A 20,648-nucleotide genomic window follows, 5' to 3' on the forward strand; every position below is an offset into this window, starting at 1 on the left:
GATGCTCTCGACCCGCTCACTGAAGAACGCCGCGCTGCGCTGGCGGCGACGCCTGCCGCTGGCCGTCGCGGTGGCCGCGCTGACCTTCGGCGCCGGCCTGGCGCAGGCCGCCGACGTCCAGGTGCGCGGCACGCTGCATGCCGACCAGCCCGGCGCGCAGGTCTCGCGCAACCTGTTCGGCCAGTTCGCCGAGCATCTGGGCAACGGCATCTACGGCGGCGTGTGGGTCGGGCCGGACTCGAAGATCCCCAATACCCGCGGCTACCGCAACGACGTGGTCGCGGCGCTGAAGGCGCTGGAGGTGCCCAACATCCGCTGGCCCGGCGGCTGCTTCGCCGACGAATACCACTGGCGCGACGGCATCGGCCCGCGCGCCAAGCGCCCGACCAGCATCAACACCCACTGGGGCGGCGTCGAGGAACCCAACAGCTTCGGCACCCACGAGTTCATGGACTTCACCGAGCTGGTCGGCACCCAGGCCTATGTGGCCGGCAACGTCGGCGACGCCGCGCCGGACGAGATGGCGCAATGGGTCGAGTACATGACCGCGCCGACCAAGTCGACGCTGGCCAACCAGCGCCGCGGCAACGGCCGCGACGCGCCGTGGAATGTGCCGTACTTCGGCGTCGGCAACGAGCTGTGGGGCTGCGGCGGCAACATGCGCGCGGAATACGCCGCCGACGTGTATCGCCGCTACCAGACCTTCGTCAAGGCGCCGGCCGACCAGAAGATCATGAAGATCGCGCCCGGCCCCAGCGATGCCGACTACCACTGGACCGAAGTGATGATGCGCGAGGCCACCAAGTACATGGACGGGCTGAGCATGCACTACTACACCATCCCCGGCGGCTGGCCGCCGCGCGCGTCCTCCACCGATTTCGACGAGACCGCGTGGATCGAGACGCTGTCGCGCACGCTGCTGATGGACGAGCTGATCAGCAAGCACAGCGCGATCATGGACAAGTACGACCCGGGCAAGAAGGTGGCGCTGGTGGTCGACGAATGGGGCACCTGGTACAGCGGCCTGCCCAACGTCAATCCCGGCTTCCTGCGCCAGCAGAACACGCTGCGCGACGCGCTGGTGGCCTCGCTCAACCTGGACATCTTCGTGCAGCACGCCGAGCGCGTGCGCATGGCCAACATCGCGCAGATGATCAACGTGCTGCAGGCGATGATCCTCACCGACGGCGACAGGATGCTGCTGACCCCGACCTACCACGTGTTCGCGATGTACAAGCCGTACCAGGACGCGACCGCGCTGCCGCTGCAGATCAAGACGCCGGACTACAAGCACGGCGAGTACACGGTGCCGTCGGTGCACGGTTCGGCGGTCAAGGCCAAGGACGGCCACGTCTACGTGGCGCTGACCAACCTGGACCCGAACCGCGCCGCGCAGGTGGTGGTGAGCGTGGACGGCGTGCAGGCCAGTGGCGTCAGCGGGCAGATCCTGACCGCGCCGGCGATCACCGCGCTCAACACCTTCGAGCAGCCGCGCACGGTGCAGCCGGCGACGTTCGGCGGCGCCAGCCTGCAGGGCGGCACGCTGACCGTGGCGCTGCCGGCCAAGGCGATCGTGATGCTGAAACTGCACTAGTCGCGGACGCCTTCGCGCCTACCCTCCCGCTGCAGGGCGCGGGCAGGTCGTCCGAACCGCGCTGGCGCAGGCCGGCGCGGTTTTTTTATGCTTGGCGTTTACTCCTGCGAGTCGGACAGCCGCGCGAACAGCGATTCGCCGGCCGGCGAGATCAGGTCGCTGACCGCCCAGCAGCCGTTGCCGCGGCGCTGCAGTTCGATCTTGACCGAGCCCGCGCCACCGAGCGCCAGCCGATAGTCCATGCGCACCTCCAGCACGGTGGCGAGGGACCCGCCGGACACCAGGGTGAAGCGTGGCGCGCCCTCGATGGCGCCCTCCGCATCGGTCCACGGGTCGTAGCCCAGGCGGCAGTCGCCTTTGCGCTTGGTACAGCCAAGTCCCGTCTCGACCGCATGGGCGAAGGGCGGCGTCAGCAACCCATCCAGGTTCTGCGGCCGCCGGTAGAAATCGCGCGCCTGGTACAGCCGCTGGGCCACCTGCAACGGCGTCGCGCACGGCGGCGCCTGCGCCGCGGCGAGCGCAGGCAGGAAGGCGAGGATGGCAACGAATCGACGCATGCGCGGCTCCAGTGTCGGGGGCGCCTATGAAGCCCGGATCGCGGCGCGCGCGCAAGCGCCAGGCAAAAAAAAGAGGAGCCGGCGAACCGGCTCCTCGACCTCGTGCAGTGCCTGCGGCAGGCGGCGGGCTACGCCGCCCTGACCGCCTCGTAGCCGTCGAAGCGCATGCTCGCCGAGCCGCGTCCCTGGGTCAGCGAACGCAACGCGGTGGCATAGGCCTGCAGTTGCGCCAGCGGCGCGTGCGCGACCACGTCCGCGCGCGTGCCGTGCTCCTGGATCGCCACGACGCGCCCGTCGCGCCGCTGCAGGTCGCCGAGCACGTCGCCGACGCTGGCCGCCGGGGTGTCGATCGCCAGCGCCATCACCGGCTCCAGCAGCACCGTGCCGGCCTGCGCCAGCGCCGCCTTGACCGCTTCCGACGCCGCGCGCTGGAACGCCATGTCCGACGAATCCACCGCGTGCGCCTGGCCATCGACCAACGCCACCTCCACCCCGACCACCGGGTAGCCGCGCGGGCCTTGCGCCAATGCCGCGCGCACGCCCTTCTCGGTCGCGGCGACGAAGGCCTTCGGCACCACGCCGCCGCGGCTGCGGTCGGTGAAGGTGACCTCGCCGTCCGCGCGCGGCACGATGTCCAGCACCACCTGCGCGAACTGGCCATGGCCGCCGTTCTGCTTGGACAGCCGCCCGGCCACGCCCAGCGCCGCGGCGCGCAGCGTTTCCTGGTAGGCCACGCGCGGCGCGCCGGTGCGCACCTGCACGTGCCACTCGCTGCGCAGGCGCTCCACCGTCACCTCCAGGTGCAGCTCGCCCATGCCCCAGACCAGGGTCTCGCCGGTCTCGGCATCGCTGTCCACGCGCAGCGAGGGATCTTCCTGCGCCAGCCGCGCCAGTCCCTGCCCCATCCGCACCAGTTCCGCGGCATTGGCCGCGCCCAGGCGCCACGCCAGCACCGGCGGCTGCGTGCGGATGCTTTCCAGCACCCAACGCTGCTCGCCGTCGCTGAGCGTCTCGCCGCTGGCCGCGTCCTTCCAGCCGAGGATGGCGACGATCTCGCCGGCACAGGCCTGCGCCACGTCGTGGGTGCGTTGCGCCTGCACCACCGCCAGCCGCCCGACCCGGCGCAGGCGCCGCGCCTGCGACGTCCACACCGTGTCGCCGACGCGCAAGGTGCCCGCATACACGCGCACGAAGGCCAGCGGTCCCTGCGCGGTATGCGCGACCTTGAACACCAGCGCCGCCAGCGCGGCGGACGGGTCAGGCGCCAGTTGCACGGCATGAGCGCCGCTGGCGTCATCGGCGTCGCGCGTCGCCGCCACCGGCGGGCGGTCCAGCGGCGACGGCAGCCAGTCGACGATCGCGTCCAGCAATGGCTCGATGCCCTTGCCCTTGAACGCCGAGCCGGCCAGCACCGGCACGCCGGCACCGGCCAGGGTGGCGCGGCGCAATGCGGCGCGCAGCGCGTCGTCGTCGATCGCACGCTCTTCCAGATAGGCCTGGGCCAGCGCGTCGTCGTGCTCGGCCACCGCGGCGATCAGCTGCTCGCGCGCCGCGGCGAACGCGGCGCTGTCGTCTGCGCTCCATGCGCGTACGCTCAGGCGCCCGTCGCCGTCCCACGCCAGCACGCGGCGGCCGACCAGGTCGACCCAGCCGTCGAAGCCGGAATCGCCCGGCAGCGGCACGCCGACCGCCCACACCGTGGCGTCGAGCTTGCTGCGCAGCTGCGCCAGCACGCCCTCGAACGAGGCGCCGGCGCGGTCCATCTTGTTGACGAACGCGAGCAGCGGCACGCCGTGCCGGCGCGCCTGGCGCCACACGGTTTCCGATTGCGGCTGCACGCCATCGACCGCGGAGAACACCGCGACCGCGCCGTCGAGCACGCGCAGCGAGCGTTCCACCTCGATCGCGAAATCGATGTGCCCGGGGGTGTCGATCAGGGTGAGCCGATGCGCCGGCTGCCCGCGCGCGGACCATTGCGCCTGCACCGCGGCCGCGCCGATGGTGATGCCGCGGGCGCGTTCGATGTCGGAGAAGTCGGTGGTGGCGGCGCCGTCGTGGACTTCGCCGACGCGATGGATCGCGCCGGTCGCCCACAACAGGCGTTCGGTGAGGGTGGTCTTGCCGGCGTCGATGTGGGCGATGATGCCGAGGTTGCGCCAGCGGGAAAGGGTTTGGGTGTTCATAGAATGGGCTCCAGCGCCAACATGGGGAGGCCGCATGCCCCGGTTGGCGACTGGGCATGCGGCTAGGTTTCGGGTTCGGCTGCGTGGTGCATGGCACGTTCTCCTTCGCGTCTCGGAAGTGGGAAAGCTGGAAAAAAGGCAATAAAAAAGCACCCATCGGGTGCTCGTCTGCGGCGGATCGGCGGCGGCGGAGCGCTACGGCTCGGCTCGGTCCATCCCGTCAGGCAGGCGCACCCGGCCCGCGCTGAAGCGCAGGGCGTGGTTCGGCAATATCAGCAGCGGTGCGTGCGGCATGGGATGGCGGGCGATACGGTGGACAAGGGCGCAAGTCTGGACCTGCGCCGCAGGCGGGTCAATGCATTCGACGCCACGCCGCTGGAACAGTCCGGCGCGGCGCGTGCAACGACGCGACAGGTCTGCGCGCCGGTGTTGTCGCCGTGCGCGTCGGGCGGCCCATGGTCGGCCAGCTGCGGCTGGTAGCCGGCGTCGGTCGGGAACGACAGCATGTGGATGCCCGTCGCCCGCCTTTGCCCGCACCGCGCTGCACCCGGCGAGGGCGGCGACCGACGCGGACCGGAAGAGTTTTCGGACCCTTGCTTCCCGTCTTGGCAGAAAATGAAGGAAGATCGACCTTTAAGCCAAGCGTGAATCCCGAGAGAGTGGGATCCCAACCACATCGGATTTCACCATGTCGCAAAGTCCCCGTCTCCGCTCCCGCATCGCCGTTCTCACCGTCGCCGGCCTCTTCGCTGTCTGTGGGTCGATCGCCGCCGCCGGCTCTGCGGCGGCACCGCAGCCACGGAATACTCAGGTTACGGGCTTGCCGATCATCCACGTCCGCAAGCATCCGGACGTGCTCCCCGTGGTGGTGGTGGTCGCCCAGGACAAGGCCGTGCTGTCGGATTTCGTCGTGCCATACGGCGTCCTGGCGCAATCCGGCGCGGCAAACGTGATCGCCCTGAACATGACGGACCGCCCGTTGAAGGCTGGCCCGCTCACGCTGTTACCCGACATGACCGTCGCCGCGTTCGACAAGGCCTACCCCGATGGTGCCGACTATGTGATCGTCCCGGCGACGGCGGACAAGCATGCCGAGGAAACGACCTGGTTGCGGGCGCAACGCGCGCACGGCGCAGCGCTGGTGTCGATTTGCGACGGGGTCGAGCTGCTGGCGGAGATCGGCGCGCTCGACGGTCGCCGCGCCACGGGCCACTGGGCCTCGCTGCGCGATCGTCGCAAGCATTATCCGCAGGTCGCCTGGCTGACGAACCTGCGCTATGTGGCCGACGGCGATGTCGCCTCGAGCGCCGGGGTCTCTGCCGCGCTGCCGATCAGCCTCGCACTGGTCGAGACGATCGCCGGGACGCAAGCGGCGCGCGCGACCGCCGAGCGCCTGGGCGTTGCGTCATGGGAAGCCGCGCACGACAGCGACATGTTCAAGGTTCTCCCGACGGACCAGGCCACGCACCGCGCCAACATGCGCGTCGAGCGCGAAGACGTGGTGGCGCTGGAGGTGCGGGACGGCGACGACGAGGTGGCGTTGTCGCTGCACGCCGAAGCATGGTCGCGCACGATGCGCAACGAAGTCCGCATTGTCTCCGACACGGCCGGTCCGGTACGGCTGCGCGGCGGCCTGCGCGTGCTGACCCAGGCGGCTGCGTCCCCGACTGCGGACGTGCGCATCGCATTGGCCGCGGCCGCCCCTGCCGGCACGGCGCTCCCTGCCGCTTTCGATATGATCGCCCAGCGTTACGGCAGCGGCACCGCACGCCTGTCCGCGCTTGCCATGGAATACCCGTGGGGCGACCTGAAGGCGGCACGGTGACATGCGCGCTTCCCTCTCTCGGCGTTATCCAGTCCGGGGCACATGGTGGTCACCTGCCGCGATCGGACAATAGCCCATGACGTCTTTGCCAGCGCAGCGTGTTCCAGCTTCCCTAAACGGAAAGCCGATCGGCATCGAGCACGTGGGGCAGCCGCAAGGACCGCTGCGGGTGGTGCTTCTCGCCTACGACGGGATGAACCTGCTTGACCTCGCTGGTCCGTTGCAGGCGCTGGCCACGGCCAACCGGAGCGCAGAATCGGGGGCGCCGGCACGATATGACACGATCGTGGCATCGGAAAACGGCGGCCCGATTGTCACCGGGTCGGGCTTGCCCGTGGTCACCGTCCCGGTCTCCGCGCTGGCGAACGTCGCGATCGACACGCTGATCGCCCCGGGCGGCTGTCCGGGCGAGGAGTTCGAGGTCACGCCCGCCTTGCGCGATTTCATTGCCGCGCGCGCCGGGTCGGTGCGCAGGCTCTGTTCCGTCTGTACGGGCGCATTCCTTCTGGCAGCCGCCGGCCAGCTCGATGGCCGGCGCGTGGCAACGCACTGGGCCTGGCTCGACAAATTGAAGCGCAGGCATCCGGAACTGGAGGTCGATCCGGACAGCATCTTCATCCGGGACGGCAATCTGTGGACCTCGGCCGGGGTGAGTTCGGGAATCGATCTCGCATTGGCGCTGATAGAGCAGGATCATGGCCCGCGCGTCGCGATCGACGCTGCCAGACACCTGGTGGTCTTCATGAAGCGCGCAGGCGGGCAATCGCAGTTCAGCGTGCCGTTGGCGGCGCAGACGCGGGATCATGCCTTCGTCGAGCTGCACGCGTGGATGGCGGCGAATCTGGGCGCGGACCTGTCGGTCCCGCAGCTCGCCGAGCGCGCGCACATGGCGCCGCGAACCTTCGCGCGCATTTATGCTGCGAAGGTGGGACGCACGCCTGCCAAGACGGTCGAGTTGATGCGGCTCGAGGCGGCGTGCCGTGCGCTGGAGGAAACCGGGCTGCCCTTGAAGAGCATCGCCTTGCAAGTGGGCTATGGCGACGAACAGAAGCTGCGACGCGCGTTTCGACGCCAGTTCGGCACCAATCCAGGCACGCATCGCTCGCGCTTCTCAACGCACCTCGCAGGGACCGACGCGGAGGGAACGCGGCAGCCTTGAGGAACGATGAGAGCAAGCACGAACGTCTGAAAGACGGCAGACGCCTGCCGGCGCGCGTCAGGCGGCCCAGATCTCGCCGAACACCCGGTCGAAGTTCAGCCCCAGCACCTTCTCGGTCACCCGCGCGCTGTAGCCGTGGCGCAGCAGGCCGTCGGCCACGCGTTCGAGCTTGCGCACGCTGTTGACGTCGGGCAGGTACGGCGGGCGGTTCTCGCCGGGCGCGCCGACGCCATCGCGACGGCGCTGCTGCATCTCCTCGTCCATCTCGCGGATGTCCTGCTCGGTGACCGGGAAGAACATCGAATCGGTGCCGATGCCGACGTGGTCCTCGCCGCACACGTCCAGCGCATGCAGCATGTGCCGCAGATAATCGGCCAGTTGCGGCTGGCGGCTGTCCTCGGTCAGGAACGGCAGCATGTAGATGCCCATCACCCCGCCCTTGTCGGCCAGCGCGCGCATGTCGCGATCCTGCTTGTTGCGCGGATGCGCGAACACCGCGCTGCAGCCGGCATGGGTGAAGACCGCCGGCCGCTGCGACAGCGCAATGCCCTCGCGCGTGGTCTGCGCATTGGCATGGCTCAGGTCCAGCGCCACGCCGAGCCGGTTCATCCGCGCGATCGCCTCGCGCCCGAGCGCGGTCACGCCGCCGGCGTCGCCGTCCAGGCAACCGGTGCCGAACGGCGAGGCATGGTTGTAGGACAGCTGCATCACGCGCACGCCGAGCTGGCGGAACAGGTCGATGCGTTCGGGCTTGTCCTCCAGCATCGCGGCCGCTTCGAAGGAGAAGATCAGCGCGATCCGGCCTTCGCGCCTGGCCCGCTGCAGGTCGTCGTGCTGCAGCACTTTCAGGAAGTGCTGCGGATAGTTCTCGACCAGCGCCTGCGCGGCGGCGATGTCCTTCACCGCCGCCTCGAAGTCGCCATCGGCGCCGCCCAGCGTGGTCTTCAGCGCGGTCACGCCGGAATCGCGCAACTGGCGCAGCTGCGCATCGCTGTCGCCGTCGGCGGCCAATTGGCCGATCGAGGCCAGGGTGTTGGCGTCGAGCACCAGGGCGTGCCGGTACAGCGCCTCGGCATCGGCTGCGCCCGCAGCATTTTTGGCCACGTCCTTCGCGGCGGGTACCGTGGCGCCGCGCGCCGTGGCCGTGCCGGGCAGCAGCCCCGCCAGCAGCGCACTGCCGGACAGGCCCAGCCATTGCCGCCGGGTCCATGCTTCGCTCATCGCTTTCTCCTGCCGCAACCAAGTGGTGGCGCGCTGCCTGGCCGGCATGGCCGGGCGCGCCGGCACGCATAGCACTGCATCCGGCGCGCGGCGGTCAGTGCCGAAAGTACTGCCGCCGCGCGCGCCGGGCGCCGGCCTGCGTGGATTTCTCCGCGCCACGCTCCTATCATCCGCCGACATATCAAGGATGCGCACTCATGACCACCCCGCAGATGTCGGTGTATTTCTTTCTGCAGGCGGCGGCGATCCTGCTGATATGCCGGCTGGTCGGCCTGCTCGCCAAGCGCGTGGGCCAGCCGCAGGTGGTGGGCGAGATGATCGCCGGCGTCGCGCTGGGGCCGTCGCTGTTCGGCTGGCTGCTGCCGGACGTGCAGCAGGCGCTGTTTCCCAAGCAGACCCTGGACATGCTGTACGTGGTCGCGCAATTCGGCGTGGGCCTGTACATGTTCCTGGTCGGCACCGACTTCCGCGGCGACCATTTCCGCGCGCGCTACCGCAGCGCGATGAGCGTGTCGCTGGCCGGCATCGCGGTGCCGTTCGTGCTCGCGTTCGCGCTGGTGCCGTGGCTGCTGCACACCCCGGGCCTGTTCTCGGCCAAGGCCAAGACCCTGGAAGCCTCGCTGTTCCTGGGCGCGGCCATCGCCATCACCGCCTTCCCGATGCTGGCGCGGATCATCCACGAGCGCGGCCTCACCGGCAGTTCGCTCGGCACCCTGGCGCTCACCGCCGGCGCGGTGGACGACGCCGCGGCCTGGTGCATCCTGGCCATCGTGCTGGCCAGCTTCGGCGGCAGTTGGAACAGCGCCTACCTGGCGATCGGCGGCGGCGTGGGCTACGCGCTGTTCATGATGCTGGTCGGCCGCCATTGGTTGCGCCGCCTGGCCGACCACGTGCGCCCCGACCAGCCGCTCAGCGCCAGCGTGCTGGCGGTGGTGCTGATGCTGTTCTGCCTCAGCGCCTGGGCGATGGACGCGATCGGCATCCATGCGGTGTTCGGCGGCTTCCTGCTCGGCGCCTGCCTGCCCAAGGGCGCGCTGACCGAGAAGCTGCGCGAGCAGCTGCAGCCGTTCGTGGTGGTGTTCCTGCTGCCGATGTTCTTCACCTTCTCCGGGCTCAAGACCCAGCTCAGCGTGCTGCTGGACCCGCAGATCCTGATCGCCGCGGTGGCGATCCTGCTCGCCTCGTTCCTGGGCAAGGGCATCGCCTGCTGGGCCGCGGCGCGCGTCAGCGGCGAGAACAACCGCGACGCGATGGCGATCGGCGCGCTGATGAACGCACGCGGGCTGATGGAGCTGATCATCATCAACATCGGCCTGCAGGCCGGGGTCATCGAGCAGGGCCTGTTCTCGATCCTGGTGCTGATGGCGATCGTGTCCACGCTGATGGCCACGCCGCTGTTCAACTGGGTGATGCGCCGCGCCGCCGCGCGCGAGGCGGCGCCGGCCGTGGCCGGCGGCAGGCCGTAGCGCGGCGCCCGCAACGCACGCCTACGGCGCGAGCACGCGCCATGCCGGCGGCAGGCCGGCGACCAGGTGCTCCTGCAAGGCGCGCACCTTCGGGGTGAAATCGCGGCGGTCGGCCACGCACAGGTACAGCCGCATCGGTTCGGGTGCGGCGTTGACCGCGCCGGCGGCGTCGTATTCGAACAGGGCGCGCAAGGCGCCGCGCTGCAGGTACGGCTGCGCCACGAACGCCGCCAGCCGGGTGATGCCGCCGCCGGCGGCGGCCATGCCGGCGAGCGCGTCGATGTCGTCGCCGACCAGCGCCGGCGTCACCTCCGCATCGAAGCGGCGTCCGTCGCGGACGAAGCCCCAGCGCAGGTAGCGGCCGTCCACCGCCCAGCGCAGCAGCAGGCAGGCGTGGTCCTTCAATTGCTCCGGCGTGGTCGGCGTGCCGGCCCGCGCCAGGTACTCCGGCGCGGCGCAGAACACGAACGGCACCGCGGCGATGCAGCGCGCGACCAGGCCGTCGTGCAGTTGCGGCTCGATGCGGATGCTGACGTCCACGCCCTCCTGCGCGTGATCGACGCGGTGATCGGCGCTCAGCAGTTCGATCGACAGGCGCGGATACCGCGCCGCCAGCCCCGGCAGCAGCGGCGCCAGCACGTGCCGGCCGAACGCGGCGGTGCTTGCCACGCGCAGGCGCCCTTCCGGCGCGGCCTGCAGGTCCGCGACCGATTGCCGCGCGCGCTCCAGGTCCAGTTCCACCTGCCGCACCTGCTCCAGGTACAGCGCGCCACGCTCGGTCAACGCCAGGCTGCGCGTGGTGCGGTTGAGCAGGCGCACGCCCAGGTGCGCTTCCAGCCGCGCGATGTTCTGGCTCACTGCCGCCGCGCTCACGCCCAAGGTCTTCGCGCCGCCGGCGACGCTGCCGGCCTCGGCGGTGTGGATGAAGCTTCGGATGGACTGGAGAAGGTTCACTACGCAAACAGCTATACGCGATGCATTCGTAAGTTGCAGTTTACAAAGTCGCAAGCCGCGCGCGCCTACTGGCCCTGCGATCGGCTTGCTAACGTGCCGCCTCCCGAGCCGTCCGGCCCGCAACGACCACCGAGGCATCGCCCATGCAGGATTTCGATATCGCCGCGCCACGCCGCCTGAAACTGGGCGTGCGCGCCACCCCGTTCGTGTTCGCCTTCTACATGGCCGCGATCATGGCCATGCTGATGTGCCTGGTGATCACCGCGGCCAACGCCGGGCTCGGCGAGGACTATCCGCAGCGCGTGCTCGGCGCCTACCGGCTGGCGATGCCGACCGCGTTCTGCTGCATCCTGGTGGTGCGGCCGCTGGTGATGCGGCTGGTGGCGGCGACGGTGCATGCGCCGCGTTGAGCGGTTTTCGGGTGCCGTCGTTGCGGTCGGCGTGGGGTGAGGGCGATGCGGCTGGCCGGTGAGGTGCTGTCGCGGCTGAAGCCGCTCCTACCGGGGGCGCCGGCCTCACAGCGGGGTCAGCCGCCATAGTCCGTAGGGATTGGCGAACAGGTCGCCGGGCTGGAACTGGGTGCTGGCTTCGGCCTGGATCCGATAGCGCGGCGCGCCTTCCGCGACCGAGAAGGTGTGGCCCTCGCGCATCTCCGGCGCTTCGGTGAACAGGTACCAGGTGAAGGTGTGCAGCAGTTCGACCGGATCGGACGCCGCCTGCGCCGCGACGATCGCGTCCTTCATGCCGAAATGGTGCATGCCGCAGGAATGGACCTGCTCGCCGGTGATGTTCAACACATAGGCCCGATGCGCGCTGCACTGGGACAGGTCCGCGCACAGCTGGCGCCACGCCGCCGGGCTGTGCGCCACGCCGCTGCTCTCGACCTTCACCCCCAGGCCGCCGGCGTCCAGCAGCGCCGCGGCCGCGCGCATCATCGCCTCGGCGCGCACCCGGGAGCCGCCGGCGCCGATCAGGTAGACGACGGACGCATGCGTGCCGATGCGCGCCATCTCGGCGGAGCCGCGCCAGTGCGGCCCGGCCGCGGCGAAGGCCTCGGCCATGCGCGCATCGTGCGGCTCGTACTGCAGTTCGAACGCGTCGCCGCTCTGCATGTGCAGCAGCACCCGCCCGGCGAACAGATAACCGCCGCTGTCGCGGACGATGCGCGCGAGCAGATCCGAGCGATCCGGCCATGGGCCGGGAATGCACAGGACGATCTTCGGGGGTTCGATCACGGTGGCGGCTCCTTGCCGTCAGGTCGGATGGCGAGCGTACGAACGCGTCATTGCAATGGCCACCGCGACCGCTGCGCTGGCCCGGGACCATGCCATCTCAGGTCAGCGCCGTCATCACGCCCTTGCGGTAGGCCGGACGCTGTTGCAGGCGCTGGTACCAGTCCTGCAGGTGCGGCAGCGCGGGCCGTTCGATCGGCATCTCGAACCAGGCATAGGCGAAGCAGCCCAGCGGGATGTCGCCCATCGCGAACTGCGCGCCCGACAGCCATGGCTGTTGCGCCAGCGCCGCATCGGCGATGCCCAGCAACTCGCCCGAACGCGCCAGTGCGGCGGCGATCCTGGCCGCGTCGCGCGCCTCGGGCGCGGTGCGCAGCGTGCCCCAGAACAGATCGCGGAACGCGCCGGCGAAGCTCGACGTGGTCCAGTCCATCCACTTGTCGCCGAGCGCGCGTGCGGCCGGGTCTTCAAGGTACAGCGTGCCCGGCGCATAGCGCGCGGCCAGGTAGCGCACGATGGCGTTGGATTCCCACAGCGCCAGGCCGTGGTCCTCGATCGCCGGCACCAGGCCGTTGGGATTCATCGCCCGGTAGTGCGGATCGCCGGTCCTGCCGAACGCGCCGCCGGCCTCGATCGATTCGTAGGCCAAGCCGATTTCCTCGGCGCACCACAGCACCTTGCGCACGTTGCTCGAATTGTGTCGGCCCCAGATCTTCAGCATGGCAGCGCTCCTGTCGCGAGCGCCAATTCTATGCTGCCGCATCCGCAGCGGCGACGCCGGTGCGTGCGGGTGCGGCCGCCGTGCCGCCGATGCAACGGCGCCGCGCCGGCCTGGGCCGACGGTGCGGCCGCGAATGCCAGGCGATCCTCGCTATCGCCATCGCCATCGGCAGGCCTTGTTGCTGCCGTGCGCGCCCTGCGCACGGCAGCGGCAGGCAGGCTCAGTCGAACTGCAGCACGAAGCCGCCGCGCGCCGGCAACGCCACCTCGACGCTCTGCGCCGGCCCCACGGCGATGCGCCGGCTGGCCAGGCCCAGCGGGCCGTCGCCATCGACGATCAGGCGCGCGCCGCGTCCGCCCACGCCCAGCTCCGCCAGGTTCAGCCGCAGCGTGCGCGGCTGCGCGTCGGCGTTGATGCCGGCCACGTACCAGCGCGCACCGCCGCGCCGCGCGAACACCGCGAAGCGCCCGGGATAGCCGTCCACATAGCGGCTGTCGTCCCATACCGAAGGCAGCTCGCGCAGCAGCGCGCGCACCTCCGGCGCGGCCTTCTCCAGGTTCTCGGGGGTCTCGGCGTAATGCTGGATGCCGGACACGAACAGCACCGTCTCGGCCAGCTCGAAGCCCGGCGTGGTGCGGCGCTGCACCTTGTCGTTGAGCTTGACCAGGGCCAGCGGGGTGAAGTCCATCGGGTCGAACACATTGCGCGCGAACGGCAGCATCGCCGCATGCGCCGGCACCTGGTCGGCGTTGGCCTGCTCGAAGGTGGCGAATTCCAGGCCGCGCACCGCCTCCATCGTCATCAGGTCGGGCCAGGTGCGCTGCCAGCCGCGCGGCAAGGTGGCGCCATGGAAGTTGAGCAGCAGGCCGTACGGCGCGGCGTCCTGCAGGATGTCCAGGTAGTAGCCGATCATCGACTGCCCGTCGCCGCCGAAGAAATCGATCTTCAGCCCGGCCACGCCCATCGCCTTGAGCCGCTCGAATTCGCGGATGCGGCTGGCGTGGGTCAGCATGCGTCCGCGCGGGGTCTGCGGCGCATCGTTCCAGCTGCCGGCCGAGTTGTACCAGAGCAGGATGGCGACCCGCTTGCCGCGCGCGTAGTCGATCAGCTCGCGCATCCTGTCCTCGCCGATCTGCGTGTCCCACAGCGCGTCGATCAAGGTGTAGCGCCAGCCCATGCGCGCGGCGAAGTCGATGTAGCGCTTCTGCACCTCGAAGGTGGTGGCGCCGTCGCCGAGCAGCGGCCAGCTCCACGATGCCTTGCCCGGCTGCGGCGGCGCCACCGGCGCGGCCGCGGGCGGATCGGCCAGGTCGGTGCCGAGGGTGGACTCGGCGATGGTCTTCAGGCTGCCGACCGCGACGATGCGCCACGGCGAGCGCCACGGCAGCGCGAATTGCGGATTGGCCGCGCCGCCAGGCAGCACCTCGCGCGGATCGGGCATGCCGATCGCGTATTCGCCGGGCGCGGCGGCGACCTCGCGCAGGCGGCTGCCGGCGTGGCCACGGCCGAGCGAGCCCTCGCTGAGCAGGACCCAGTCCGCGTCGTGGCGGAACAGGGCCGGATACACCCAGCCGGCGGCGAGCGGCGACGGCGTGCCCACCGCGATGTCCTGCAGGTAGTACTCCTCGTAGGACGGATTGGTCCTGGCGAACCCGGTCTGCGCCTGCGACATCGGCTGCAGCCAGGCGCGCGTGGCGGCGGCGAAGCGGAAGGTGGTGGCGTCCTCGCGCAGCTGGCGGATCTTCGCGTCGCGCTGCGGGAAGTCGTAGCGGAACGCGACGCCGTCGTCGGAGACCTGGAATTCGATCTGCAGGCGTTCGCCGTTGGCGCCGCGCCAGGAGAACACGCGGCGGTTGGCGCGGTAGTCGTTGATGCGGCGCTTGCCGGTGAGCAGTTCGTAGCGATCGTGCACCGCCTCGACCGGCGACACCGCGAGCAGGCGCAGGCCCTTGGAGAAATCGGCGTCGTCGCGCACCACGCCCAGCCGCGAGCGCAGCAGCACCTCGCGCCCGTCGCGCAACACGCGGTAGTGCGCGGTGCCGGCCGGATCCAGGCTCAGCTGCGCGCGCAGCGTCGCATCCGGGCTGGCCACCTCGCCGACCATGCGCTCGGCGGCCAGCGCCGGCAGCGCGCACAGCAGCAGCGCGCAGGCCGCCGCGATCGCGGCCGACGCGCGGCGCCGGCGGCTCAGAATTGCGGGTTCTTTTCCCATACGGGCCTCGCTCGGCAATAGACCGCATAGCGCTCGTGGGCGATGCGGTAGAACGGTACCAGGGTGATCGGGCCTTGGATGCCGTCGGCCTCGAACACCTGGGCCTGGCCCTCGCGCGGCCGAGCCCACAGCTGGTCCGGCGCGAAATACACCGCCGGCAGCTGGCGGCCGACGATCCGGTTCAGCGACGGCCGCTGGTCGGACACGTGCAGCTGCGCCGGATCGATGCCGTCGCTGCCCAGTTGCGCGGCCAGCACCAGCGGGCCGTACATCATCGCCTGCAGGCTGGGTTCGTCGGGCAGCGGCGCGGCATGCAGCGCCATCGGCAGATCGAGTTCGATGCGGTCGCCGTCGGCGAAGCGGCGTTCCAGCGCCAGATAGCTGCCCGGCGTCGCCTGCACCGCCTGCGCCTTGCCGTTGATGCGCAGGCGCGCGCCCTGGGTGGCCCAGTACGGGATGCGCAGGCGCAGCGTCATCCGCTGCGCGCGCCTGCACTGGAACTCCAGCGCGGTGCCTTCCTGCTGTGGGAAGCGGGTGCGCTGCACGACGCGCATGCCGCGCTCGGCCCAGTCCAGCTGCGAGGCGATGAACAGGTTGACGGTGAGGCCGGCATCGTCGCGGAAATAGATGCTGTCGTTGCTCTTGGCGAACTCCTCCACGCCGGTGCCGGTGCAGCACCAGAACGAGGCGTACGGCGTGCTGTACAGCTTCCAGTAGCCGGCATCCATCGGCACGAAGTACATCAGCATGCCGGCTTCGTCCTGGGTGCCCAGGCGCGCGTTGAACAGCACGCGCTCGTAGTAGTCCATCAGCGCCGCGTCCGGTTGCCAGGTGTACAGGTGCCGGGTCAGCTTGAGCATGTTGTAGCTGCAGCAGCACTCGTGGCTGTGCCCGCTCAGGCGCCCGGCGAAATGGTCCGGCTTGCCGAACAGCTCGTAGTCGCTGGTGCCGCCGGTGCAGTAGGCGTGGTGGCCGCTGACCGTGCGCCAGAAGAAGCTGGCGATGTCGCGCTGGCGCGGGTCGCCGTCGATCTCGTAGGCGCGCGCGGCGGCGACGATCTTCGGGATCTGGGTATTGGCGTGCAGGCCGGCCAGCGCGTCGCGCTGCTGCGCCAGCGGTTCCAGCAGCGAGGCCTGCGCGTAGCGCGCGGCCCAGCGCCGGTACCTGGCATCGCCGGTGAGCAGGTACAGCTCGAGCAGCGACTCGTGCACGCCGCCGAACTCCACGCCGAGGATGCGCTGCCATTGCGCATCGTCGAAGCCGTCCATCCACGCGCCCAGCCAGTCGGCGAAGCGCTGCGCGCTGCGCAGCGCCTGCGCGTTGCCGGCATGGCGGGCCATGTCCAGGTGCCCGGCCAGGATTTTGTGCGCGGTGTAGATCGGCACCCACACCTCCTCGCCGCGGCCGAGCCGGTCGTAGAACGAGGACGGATACGCGCTCAGGTAGCCGTCCGCGCGCTGGCAGCGCGCCAGTTCGGCGACCAGCGCGTCGGCCTTGTCCTTCAACGCGGCATCGCCGGTGGCGGCGTACAGCAATGCGCAGGCGGAAAGATAGTGCCCGCCGGCGAAATGCCCGCGCAGTTCGCAATGCGGCGATTCCCAGCCGCCCAGCGGCTCGGCCTGCGAGTCCAGGCCCGCGGCCAGGCGGAAGTTGTGCAGCAGGCGATCGTTGGGGATCGACATCAGGTAGCGGCGGTCGCGCTCGCGCGCCTGCAGGAACGGACCGTCGAGCAATTGCACCTGGCCCAGCGCGAACGGCTGCTCGCGCAACTGCAGCGCCGGCTGCCGCCTGGCCGGTTCCGGCACCGCCGCCGGCGCCGCCGCACCCAGCGCCTCGCCCTGCGCCAGCATGCCCAGCGCAGCCAGCGAGGCGCCGCCGTAGTGCAGGAAATCGCGCCGCGTGCAGGCCAGGCCTGGCTCGTCCTGTTCCGTCATGGTTCCGCTCCCGAGTCCGGCATGCGCCGGGTCAATAGCCGCTGCAGCAGGCAGAACACCAGCAGCAGCGCGCCGATCACGATGCGCGTCCACCACGAACTGAGCGTGCCGTCGAACACGATCAGGGTCTGGATCACGCCGAGGATCAGCACCCCGAACAGCGTGCCGATGACGTAGCCGCTGCCGCCGGCCAGCAAGGTGCCGCCGATCACCACCGCGGCGATCGCATCCAGTTCCAGGCCCAGCGCGTGCAGGCTGTAGCCGGACAGCATGTAGAACGTGCACACCACCCCGGCCAGCGCCGAACAGAATCCGCTGAAGGCGTAGACCTTGACCTGGGTGGCGGCCACCGGCAGGCCCATCAGCCGCGCCGAGGCCTCGCTGCCGCCCAGCGCGTACACGCTGCGGCCGAAACGCGTGCAGTGCGCCAGCCACATGCCCAGCGCCACCGTGGCCAGCGCGATCAGCGCGCCGATCGACAGCGAGGCGCCGGCGCCGATCGGCACGCGGAACTGGGCGATGGCCACGTACAGCGGCGCGTCGATCGGGATCGAATCGACGCTGATCAGGTAGCTGGCGCCGCGCGCCAGGAACATGCCGGCCAGGGTCACCACGAACGGCTGCAGCCGGTAGCGCTGGATCAGCATGCCCATGAACGCGCCGAACAGCGCACCGAGCAGCAGCACCAGCGCGATCGCCGCCGCCGGCGACCAGCCATGGCGTTGCACCAGCGACGCCGACAGCACCGTGGTGAACGCGATCACCGCGCCCACCGACAGGTCGATGCCGCCGCTCAGGATCACGAACGTCATGCCGACCGCGGCGATGCACAGGAAGGCGTTGTCGATCAGCAGATTGGCGAACACCTGCGGCGACAGGAAGCCGTCGTAGAGCACACCGCCGGCGCCGGCCATGGCCGCGAACAGGGCCACGGTGATCGCCAGCGGCAGCCGCGCGCCATGCAGCAGGGTGCCGGCGCGGCGCAGGCCGCGCGCGGTCTGGATCGGTACGCCGGCCGCGCTCATCGCCCTGCTCCCGGCTCGGGCCGCCGCACCCAGCCGCGCACGCTGGCGCGGAACTGCGGCGATTGCAGCAGCATCACCGCGAACACCAGCAGCGCCTTGATCAGCATGTTGACCTGCGCCGGCACGCCGATCGCGTAGATCGTCGCGGTCAGGGTCTGGATGATCAGCGCGCCGATCAGGCTGCCGGCCAGGCTGAAGCGGCCGCCGTCGAGCAGCGTGCCGCCGAGAGTGACCGCCAGGATCGCGTCCAGCTCCATCAGCTGGCCGGCGTTGTTGGCGTCGGCGCTCTTGACGTTGGAACTGATCAGCAGCCCGGCCAGGCCGGCGCTGAACGCGCAGAACACGTACAGCAGCACCGCGATCAGCCGCGCCTTGACCCCGGCCACGCGCGCCGCGCGCGGGTTGTGCCCGATCGCGCGCACGAACAGGCCCAGCGCGGTGCGCCCGAGCAGCAGTTGCAGCACCACGAACACCGCCGCGACCACGAACAGCGCGAACGGCAGGCCGAGCAGGAAGCCGTTGCCGAGGTAGAAGTACGGCGGGTAGTAGATGGTCAGGATCTGGCCGTCACCGATCAGCTGGGCCACGCCGCGCCCGGCCACCATCAGGATCAGCGTGGCGATGATCGGCTGCATGCCGACCTTGACCACCAGCAGGCCGTTCCACAGTCCGCACGCGGCGGCGACCAGCAGCGGCGCGGCGATCACCGCCCACAGCGGGAAGCGGCTGTGCTCGCCGCCGCCGATCATCCACGCCGCCACCGTGGCGGCGATCGCCACCACCGCGCCGACCGAGATGTCCAGGCCGCGCACCGCGATCACCAGGGTCATGCCCAGCGCCACCAGCGCCAGCGGCGCGGCGCGGTTGCCGATGTCCACCAGGTTGCCGTACAGATGCCCGTCGCGCCATTGCAGCGCCAGGAAGCCGGGATTCCACAGGCCGTTGCCGAGCAGCAGCAGCGCCAGCGTCGCCAGCGGCCAGAACAACGGGTGGGCGAGGAGGCGCGCCGGCAGCCGCGGCGCGTTCGGCGACGGCGTGGCCGCCGCGCTCATGCCGCCGCGCTCCCGGCGATCAGCTCGAACACCGCGCGCTCGCCGCAGCCGCCCGGCAGTTCGCCGACCAGGCGCCGCTCGCGCAGCACCGCGATGCGGTCGGCGATGCGCTCGATCTCGGCGACTTCGGCGGAAATGAACAGTACCGCCATGCCCTCGCGGGCCAGCGCCAGGATCCGGGTCATGATGTCCTGCTTGGCGGCGATGTCGATGCCGCGGGTGGGTTCGTCGAGGATCAGCAGCCGCGGCCGCGTCGCCAGCCAGCGCGCCAGCACCACTTTCTGCTGGTTGCCGCCGGACAGCAGGCCCACCGGCGTCTCCACGCTGGCGGTCTTGATGCCCAGCGCGTCCACGTAGCCCTGCGCGATGCGCACCTGTTCGGCCAGCGGCAGGAACCGGCGCAGGCCCATGCGCGCCTGCAGCGCCAGCACGATGTTCTCGCGCACCGACAGCTCGGCGACGATGCCGTCGGTCTTGCGCTCTTCCGGGCACAGCGCCAGGCCGTGGCGGATCGCGTCGGGCGGGCCGCGCAGCGTCACCGCATGGCCGTCGATGGAGAGGCGGCCGCAGTCGGCGCGGTCCAGGCCGAACAGCAGCCGTGCCAGCTCGGTGCGGCCGGCGCCGAGCAGGCCGGCCAGGCCCAGCACCTGGCCACGGCGCAGCTGCAGGTCGAGCGGATGCAGCTGGCCGCGCCGGCCCAGGCCCTGCGCCTGCAGCAGTACCGGCGCGTCTTCGGGCGGCGCTGCGTCCTCCGCCGCGGCGGCGGCCGCGGCCACGTCGAGTTCGCGCCCGACCATCGCCGCGATCAGCCGCGGCGCCGGCAGGTCCGCGGCCAGGTATTCGCCGACCAGGCGGCCGTTGCGCAGCACGCTGATGCGGTCGGACACCGCGTACACCTGGTCGAGGAAATGGGTCACGAACAGGATCGCCATGCCCTGCTCGCGCAGGCCGCGCATGACCCGGAACAGCTCTGCGACCTCGCCTTCGTCCAGGCTGGAGGTGGGTTCGTCGAGGATCAGCACCCGCGCCGACACGCTCAGCGCGCGCGCGATCGCCACCATCTGCTGCACCGCCACCGGATAGCTGGACAGCGCGCGGCGCACGTCGATGGCCACGCCCAGGTGCTGCAGGCAGTCGCGCGCCTCGCGCTCGACCCGGCGCCAGTCGATGCGCCGCGGCCAGCCCTTGAGCGGATAGCGGCCGGCGAAGATGTTCTCGGCCACCGACAGGTTCGGGCACAGGTTCACTTCCTGGTACACGGTGCTGATGCCCAGCTGCTGCGCCTGCAGCGGCGAGCCCGGCGCAATCGCGTCGCCGCCCAGCGCCATGCGCCCGGCATCGGCCGCGACCACCCCGGTCAGCAACTTGATCAGGGTCGACTTGCCGGCGCCGTTCTGGCCCATCAGCGCGTGGATCTCGCCACGGCGCAGGCACAGCGCCACGTCCTCCAGCGCGGCGACGCCGGCGTAGGCCTTGCTCAGTCCCTGCGCGTGCAGCACGACCGGGTTCATCG

The 20,648-nt window shown here is 70.7% G+C and carries 16 protein-coding genes; 5 read left to right on the forward strand and 11 right to left on the reverse strand.

The genetic code is table 11. The features are described 5' to 3' along the window. Position 1: 1 nt before the first annotated feature. The gene (locus AB3X10_RS15875) at positions 2 to 1,594 is read left to right on the forward strand and encodes an alpha-N-arabinofuranosidase (RefSeq protein ID WP_369976222.1); all 1,593 of its coding nucleotides are present in this window, start codon (positions 2 to 4) and stop codon (positions 1,592 to 1,594) included. A gap of 98 nt (positions 1,595 to 1,692) precedes the next feature. On the opposite strand, the gene AB3X10_RS15880 is transcribed toward AB3X10_RS15875, so the two are convergent. Both AB3X10_RS15880 and fusA read right to left on the reverse strand, forming a co-directional pair. After that, complete coding sequence (locus AB3X10_RS15880; protein WP_369976224.1) at positions 1,693 to 2,151, reverse strand: hypothetical protein; 459 nt, start codon at positions 2,149 to 2,151, stop codon at positions 1,693 to 1,695. A 128-nt stretch (positions 2,152 to 2,279) separates the two neighbouring features. Then, positions 2,280 to 4,334 (reverse strand): elongation factor G, encoded by a 2,055-nt coding sequence (gene fusA / locus AB3X10_RS15885; protein WP_369976226.1) that lies wholly within the window; start codon positions 4,332 to 4,334, stop codon positions 2,280 to 2,282. 820 nt (positions 4,335 to 5,154) lie between these two features. Here fusA and AB3X10_RS15890 point away from each other — a divergent pair. Further along, on the forward strand, positions 5,155 to 6,159 hold the full coding sequence (locus AB3X10_RS15890) for a DJ-1/PfpI family protein (protein WP_369976228.1): 1,005 nt from the start codon (positions 5,155 to 5,157) through the stop codon (positions 6,157 to 6,159). A gap of 76 nt (positions 6,160 to 6,235) precedes the next feature. After that, positions 6,236 to 7,318: a GlxA family transcriptional regulator gene (locus AB3X10_RS15895; RefSeq protein WP_369976229.1), complete on the forward strand. Its 1,083-nt coding sequence runs from the start codon at positions 6,236 to 6,238 to the stop codon at positions 7,316 to 7,318. 57 nt (positions 7,319 to 7,375) lie between these two features. On the opposite strand, the gene AB3X10_RS15900 is transcribed toward AB3X10_RS15895, so the two are convergent. After that, a complete protein-coding gene (locus tag AB3X10_RS15900) occupies positions 7,376 to 8,539 on the reverse strand; it encodes a dipeptidase (protein ID WP_369976231.1) in 1,164 nt (387 codons plus the stop codon). Between the two features lie 197 nt (positions 8,540 to 8,736). Between AB3X10_RS15900 and AB3X10_RS15905 the strand changes: the two genes are divergently transcribed. Further along, positions 8,737 to 10,005 (forward strand): cation:proton antiporter, encoded by a 1,269-nt coding sequence (locus AB3X10_RS15905; RefSeq protein WP_369976233.1) that lies wholly within the window; start codon positions 8,737 to 8,739, stop codon positions 10,003 to 10,005. 21 nt (positions 10,006 to 10,026) lie between these two features. Here AB3X10_RS15905 and AB3X10_RS15910 read toward each other — a convergent pair whose 3' ends face one another. Beyond that, positions 10,027 to 10,959: a LysR family transcriptional regulator gene (locus AB3X10_RS15910; RefSeq protein ID WP_369976234.1), complete on the reverse strand. Its 933-nt coding sequence runs from the start codon at positions 10,957 to 10,959 to the stop codon at positions 10,027 to 10,029. 143 nt (positions 10,960 to 11,102) lie between these two features. Between AB3X10_RS15910 and AB3X10_RS15915 the strand changes: the two genes are divergently transcribed. Next, positions 11,103 to 11,369 carry a DUF2798 domain-containing protein gene (locus tag AB3X10_RS15915; RefSeq protein WP_369976236.1) on the forward strand — a complete coding sequence of 89 codons (267 nt, stop codon included), beginning with the start codon at positions 11,103 to 11,105 and terminating at the stop codon, positions 11,367 to 11,369. A 105-nt stretch (positions 11,370 to 11,474) separates the two neighbouring features. On the opposite strand, the gene AB3X10_RS15920 is transcribed toward AB3X10_RS15915, so the two are convergent. From AB3X10_RS15920 to AB3X10_RS15950, 7 genes are all read right to left on the reverse strand, one after another. Then, entirely contained in the window at positions 11,475 to 12,194 is a 720-nt protein-coding gene (locus AB3X10_RS15920; protein WP_369976237.1) for a hypothetical protein, read from the reverse strand. A gap of 97 nt (positions 12,195 to 12,291) precedes the next feature. Continuing rightward, positions 12,292 to 12,912 carry a glutathione S-transferase family protein gene (locus AB3X10_RS15925; RefSeq protein WP_369976238.1) on the reverse strand — a complete coding sequence of 207 codons (621 nt, stop codon included), beginning with the start codon at positions 12,910 to 12,912 and terminating at the stop codon, positions 12,292 to 12,294. A 220-nt stretch (positions 12,913 to 13,132) separates the two neighbouring features. Then, positions 13,133 to 15,124, reverse strand: a complete 1,992-nt coding sequence (locus tag AB3X10_RS15930; protein WP_369976240.1) for a glycoside hydrolase family 97 protein — start codon at positions 15,122 to 15,124, stop codon at positions 13,133 to 13,135. Continuing rightward, positions 15,100 to 17,058, reverse strand: coding sequence for a glycoside hydrolase family 127 protein (locus AB3X10_RS15935; RefSeq protein WP_369976243.1), 1,959 nt, complete (start codon positions 17,056 to 17,058; stop codon positions 15,100 to 15,102). Before AB3X10_RS15935 ends, AB3X10_RS15930 begins: the two co-directional genes overlap by 25 nt. After that, on the reverse strand, positions 17,055 to 18,083 hold the full coding sequence (yjfF, locus tag AB3X10_RS15940) for a galactofuranose ABC transporter, permease protein YjfF (protein WP_369976245.1): 1,029 nt from the start codon (positions 18,081 to 18,083) through the stop codon (positions 17,055 to 17,057). The genes AB3X10_RS15935 and yjfF overlap by 4 nt, the downstream gene beginning before the upstream one ends. Beyond that, positions 18,080 to 19,135: an ABC transporter permease gene (locus AB3X10_RS15945; protein WP_369976247.1), complete on the reverse strand. Its 1,056-nt coding sequence runs from the start codon at positions 19,133 to 19,135 to the stop codon at positions 18,080 to 18,082. The genes yjfF and AB3X10_RS15945 overlap by 4 nt, the downstream gene beginning before the upstream one ends. Continuing rightward, on the reverse strand, positions 19,132 to 20,646 hold the full coding sequence (locus tag AB3X10_RS15950; protein ID WP_369976249.1) for a sugar ABC transporter ATP-binding protein: 1,515 nt from the start codon (positions 20,644 to 20,646) through the stop codon (positions 19,132 to 19,134). The genes AB3X10_RS15945 and AB3X10_RS15950 overlap by 4 nt, the downstream gene beginning before the upstream one ends. Positions 20,647 to 20,648: the final 2 nt, after the last annotated feature.

The organism is Xanthomonas sp. DAR 80977 (assembly GCF_041240605.1).
In the GTDB taxonomy this organism is placed as follows: domain Bacteria; phylum Pseudomonadota; class Gammaproteobacteria; order Xanthomonadales; family Xanthomonadaceae; genus Xanthomonas_A; species Xanthomonas_A bundabergensis.

What these genes read in the sequence shown, in the direction of transcription:
- AB3X10_RS15875 (WP_369976222.1), top strand. Translation starts at nt 2, where the DNA reads ATGCTCTCGACCCGCTCACTGAAGAACGCCGCGCTGCGCTGGCGGCGA.
- AB3X10_RS15880 (WP_369976224.1), bottom strand. Translation starts at nt 2,151, where the DNA reads ATGCGTCGATTCGTTGCCATCCTCGCCTTCCTGCCTGCGCTCGCCGCG.
- fusA (WP_369976226.1), bottom strand. Translation starts at nt 4,334, where the DNA reads ATGAACACCCAAACCCTTTCCCGCTGGCGCAACCTCGGCATCATCGCC.
- AB3X10_RS15895 (WP_369976229.1), top strand. Translation starts at nt 6,236, where the DNA reads ATGACGTCTTTGCCAGCGCAGCGTGTTCCAGCTTCCCTAAACGGAAAG.
- AB3X10_RS15900 (WP_369976231.1), bottom strand. Translation starts at nt 8,539, where the DNA reads ATGAGCGAAGCATGGACCCGGCGGCAATGGCTGGGCCTGTCCGGCAGT.
- AB3X10_RS15905 (WP_369976233.1), top strand. Translation starts at nt 8,737, where the DNA reads ATGACCACCCCGCAGATGTCGGTGTATTTCTTTCTGCAGGCGGCGGCG.
- AB3X10_RS15915 (WP_369976236.1), top strand. Translation starts at nt 11,103, where the DNA reads ATGCAGGATTTCGATATCGCCGCGCCACGCCGCCTGAAACTGGGCGTG.
- AB3X10_RS15925 (WP_369976238.1), bottom strand. Translation starts at nt 12,912, where the DNA reads ATGCTGAAGATCTGGGGCCGACACAATTCGAGCAACGTGCGCAAGGTG.
- AB3X10_RS15930 (WP_369976240.1), bottom strand. Translation starts at nt 15,124, where the DNA reads ATGGGAAAAGAACCCGCAATTCTGAGCCGCCGGCGCCGCGCGTCGGCC.
- AB3X10_RS15935 (WP_369976243.1), bottom strand. Translation starts at nt 17,058, where the DNA reads ATGACGGAACAGGACGAGCCAGGCCTGGCCTGCACGCGGCGCGATTTC.
- yjfF (WP_369976245.1), bottom strand. Translation starts at nt 18,083, where the DNA reads ATGAGCGCGGCCGGCGTACCGATCCAGACCGCGCGCGGCCTGCGCCGC.
- AB3X10_RS15945 (WP_369976247.1), bottom strand. Translation starts at nt 19,135, where the DNA reads ATGAGCGCGGCGGCCACGCCGTCGCCGAACGCGCCGCGGCTGCCGGCG.
- AB3X10_RS15950 (WP_369976249.1), bottom strand. Translation starts at nt 20,646, where the DNA reads ATGAACCCGGTCGTGCTGCACGCGCAGGGACTGAGCAAGGCCTACGCC.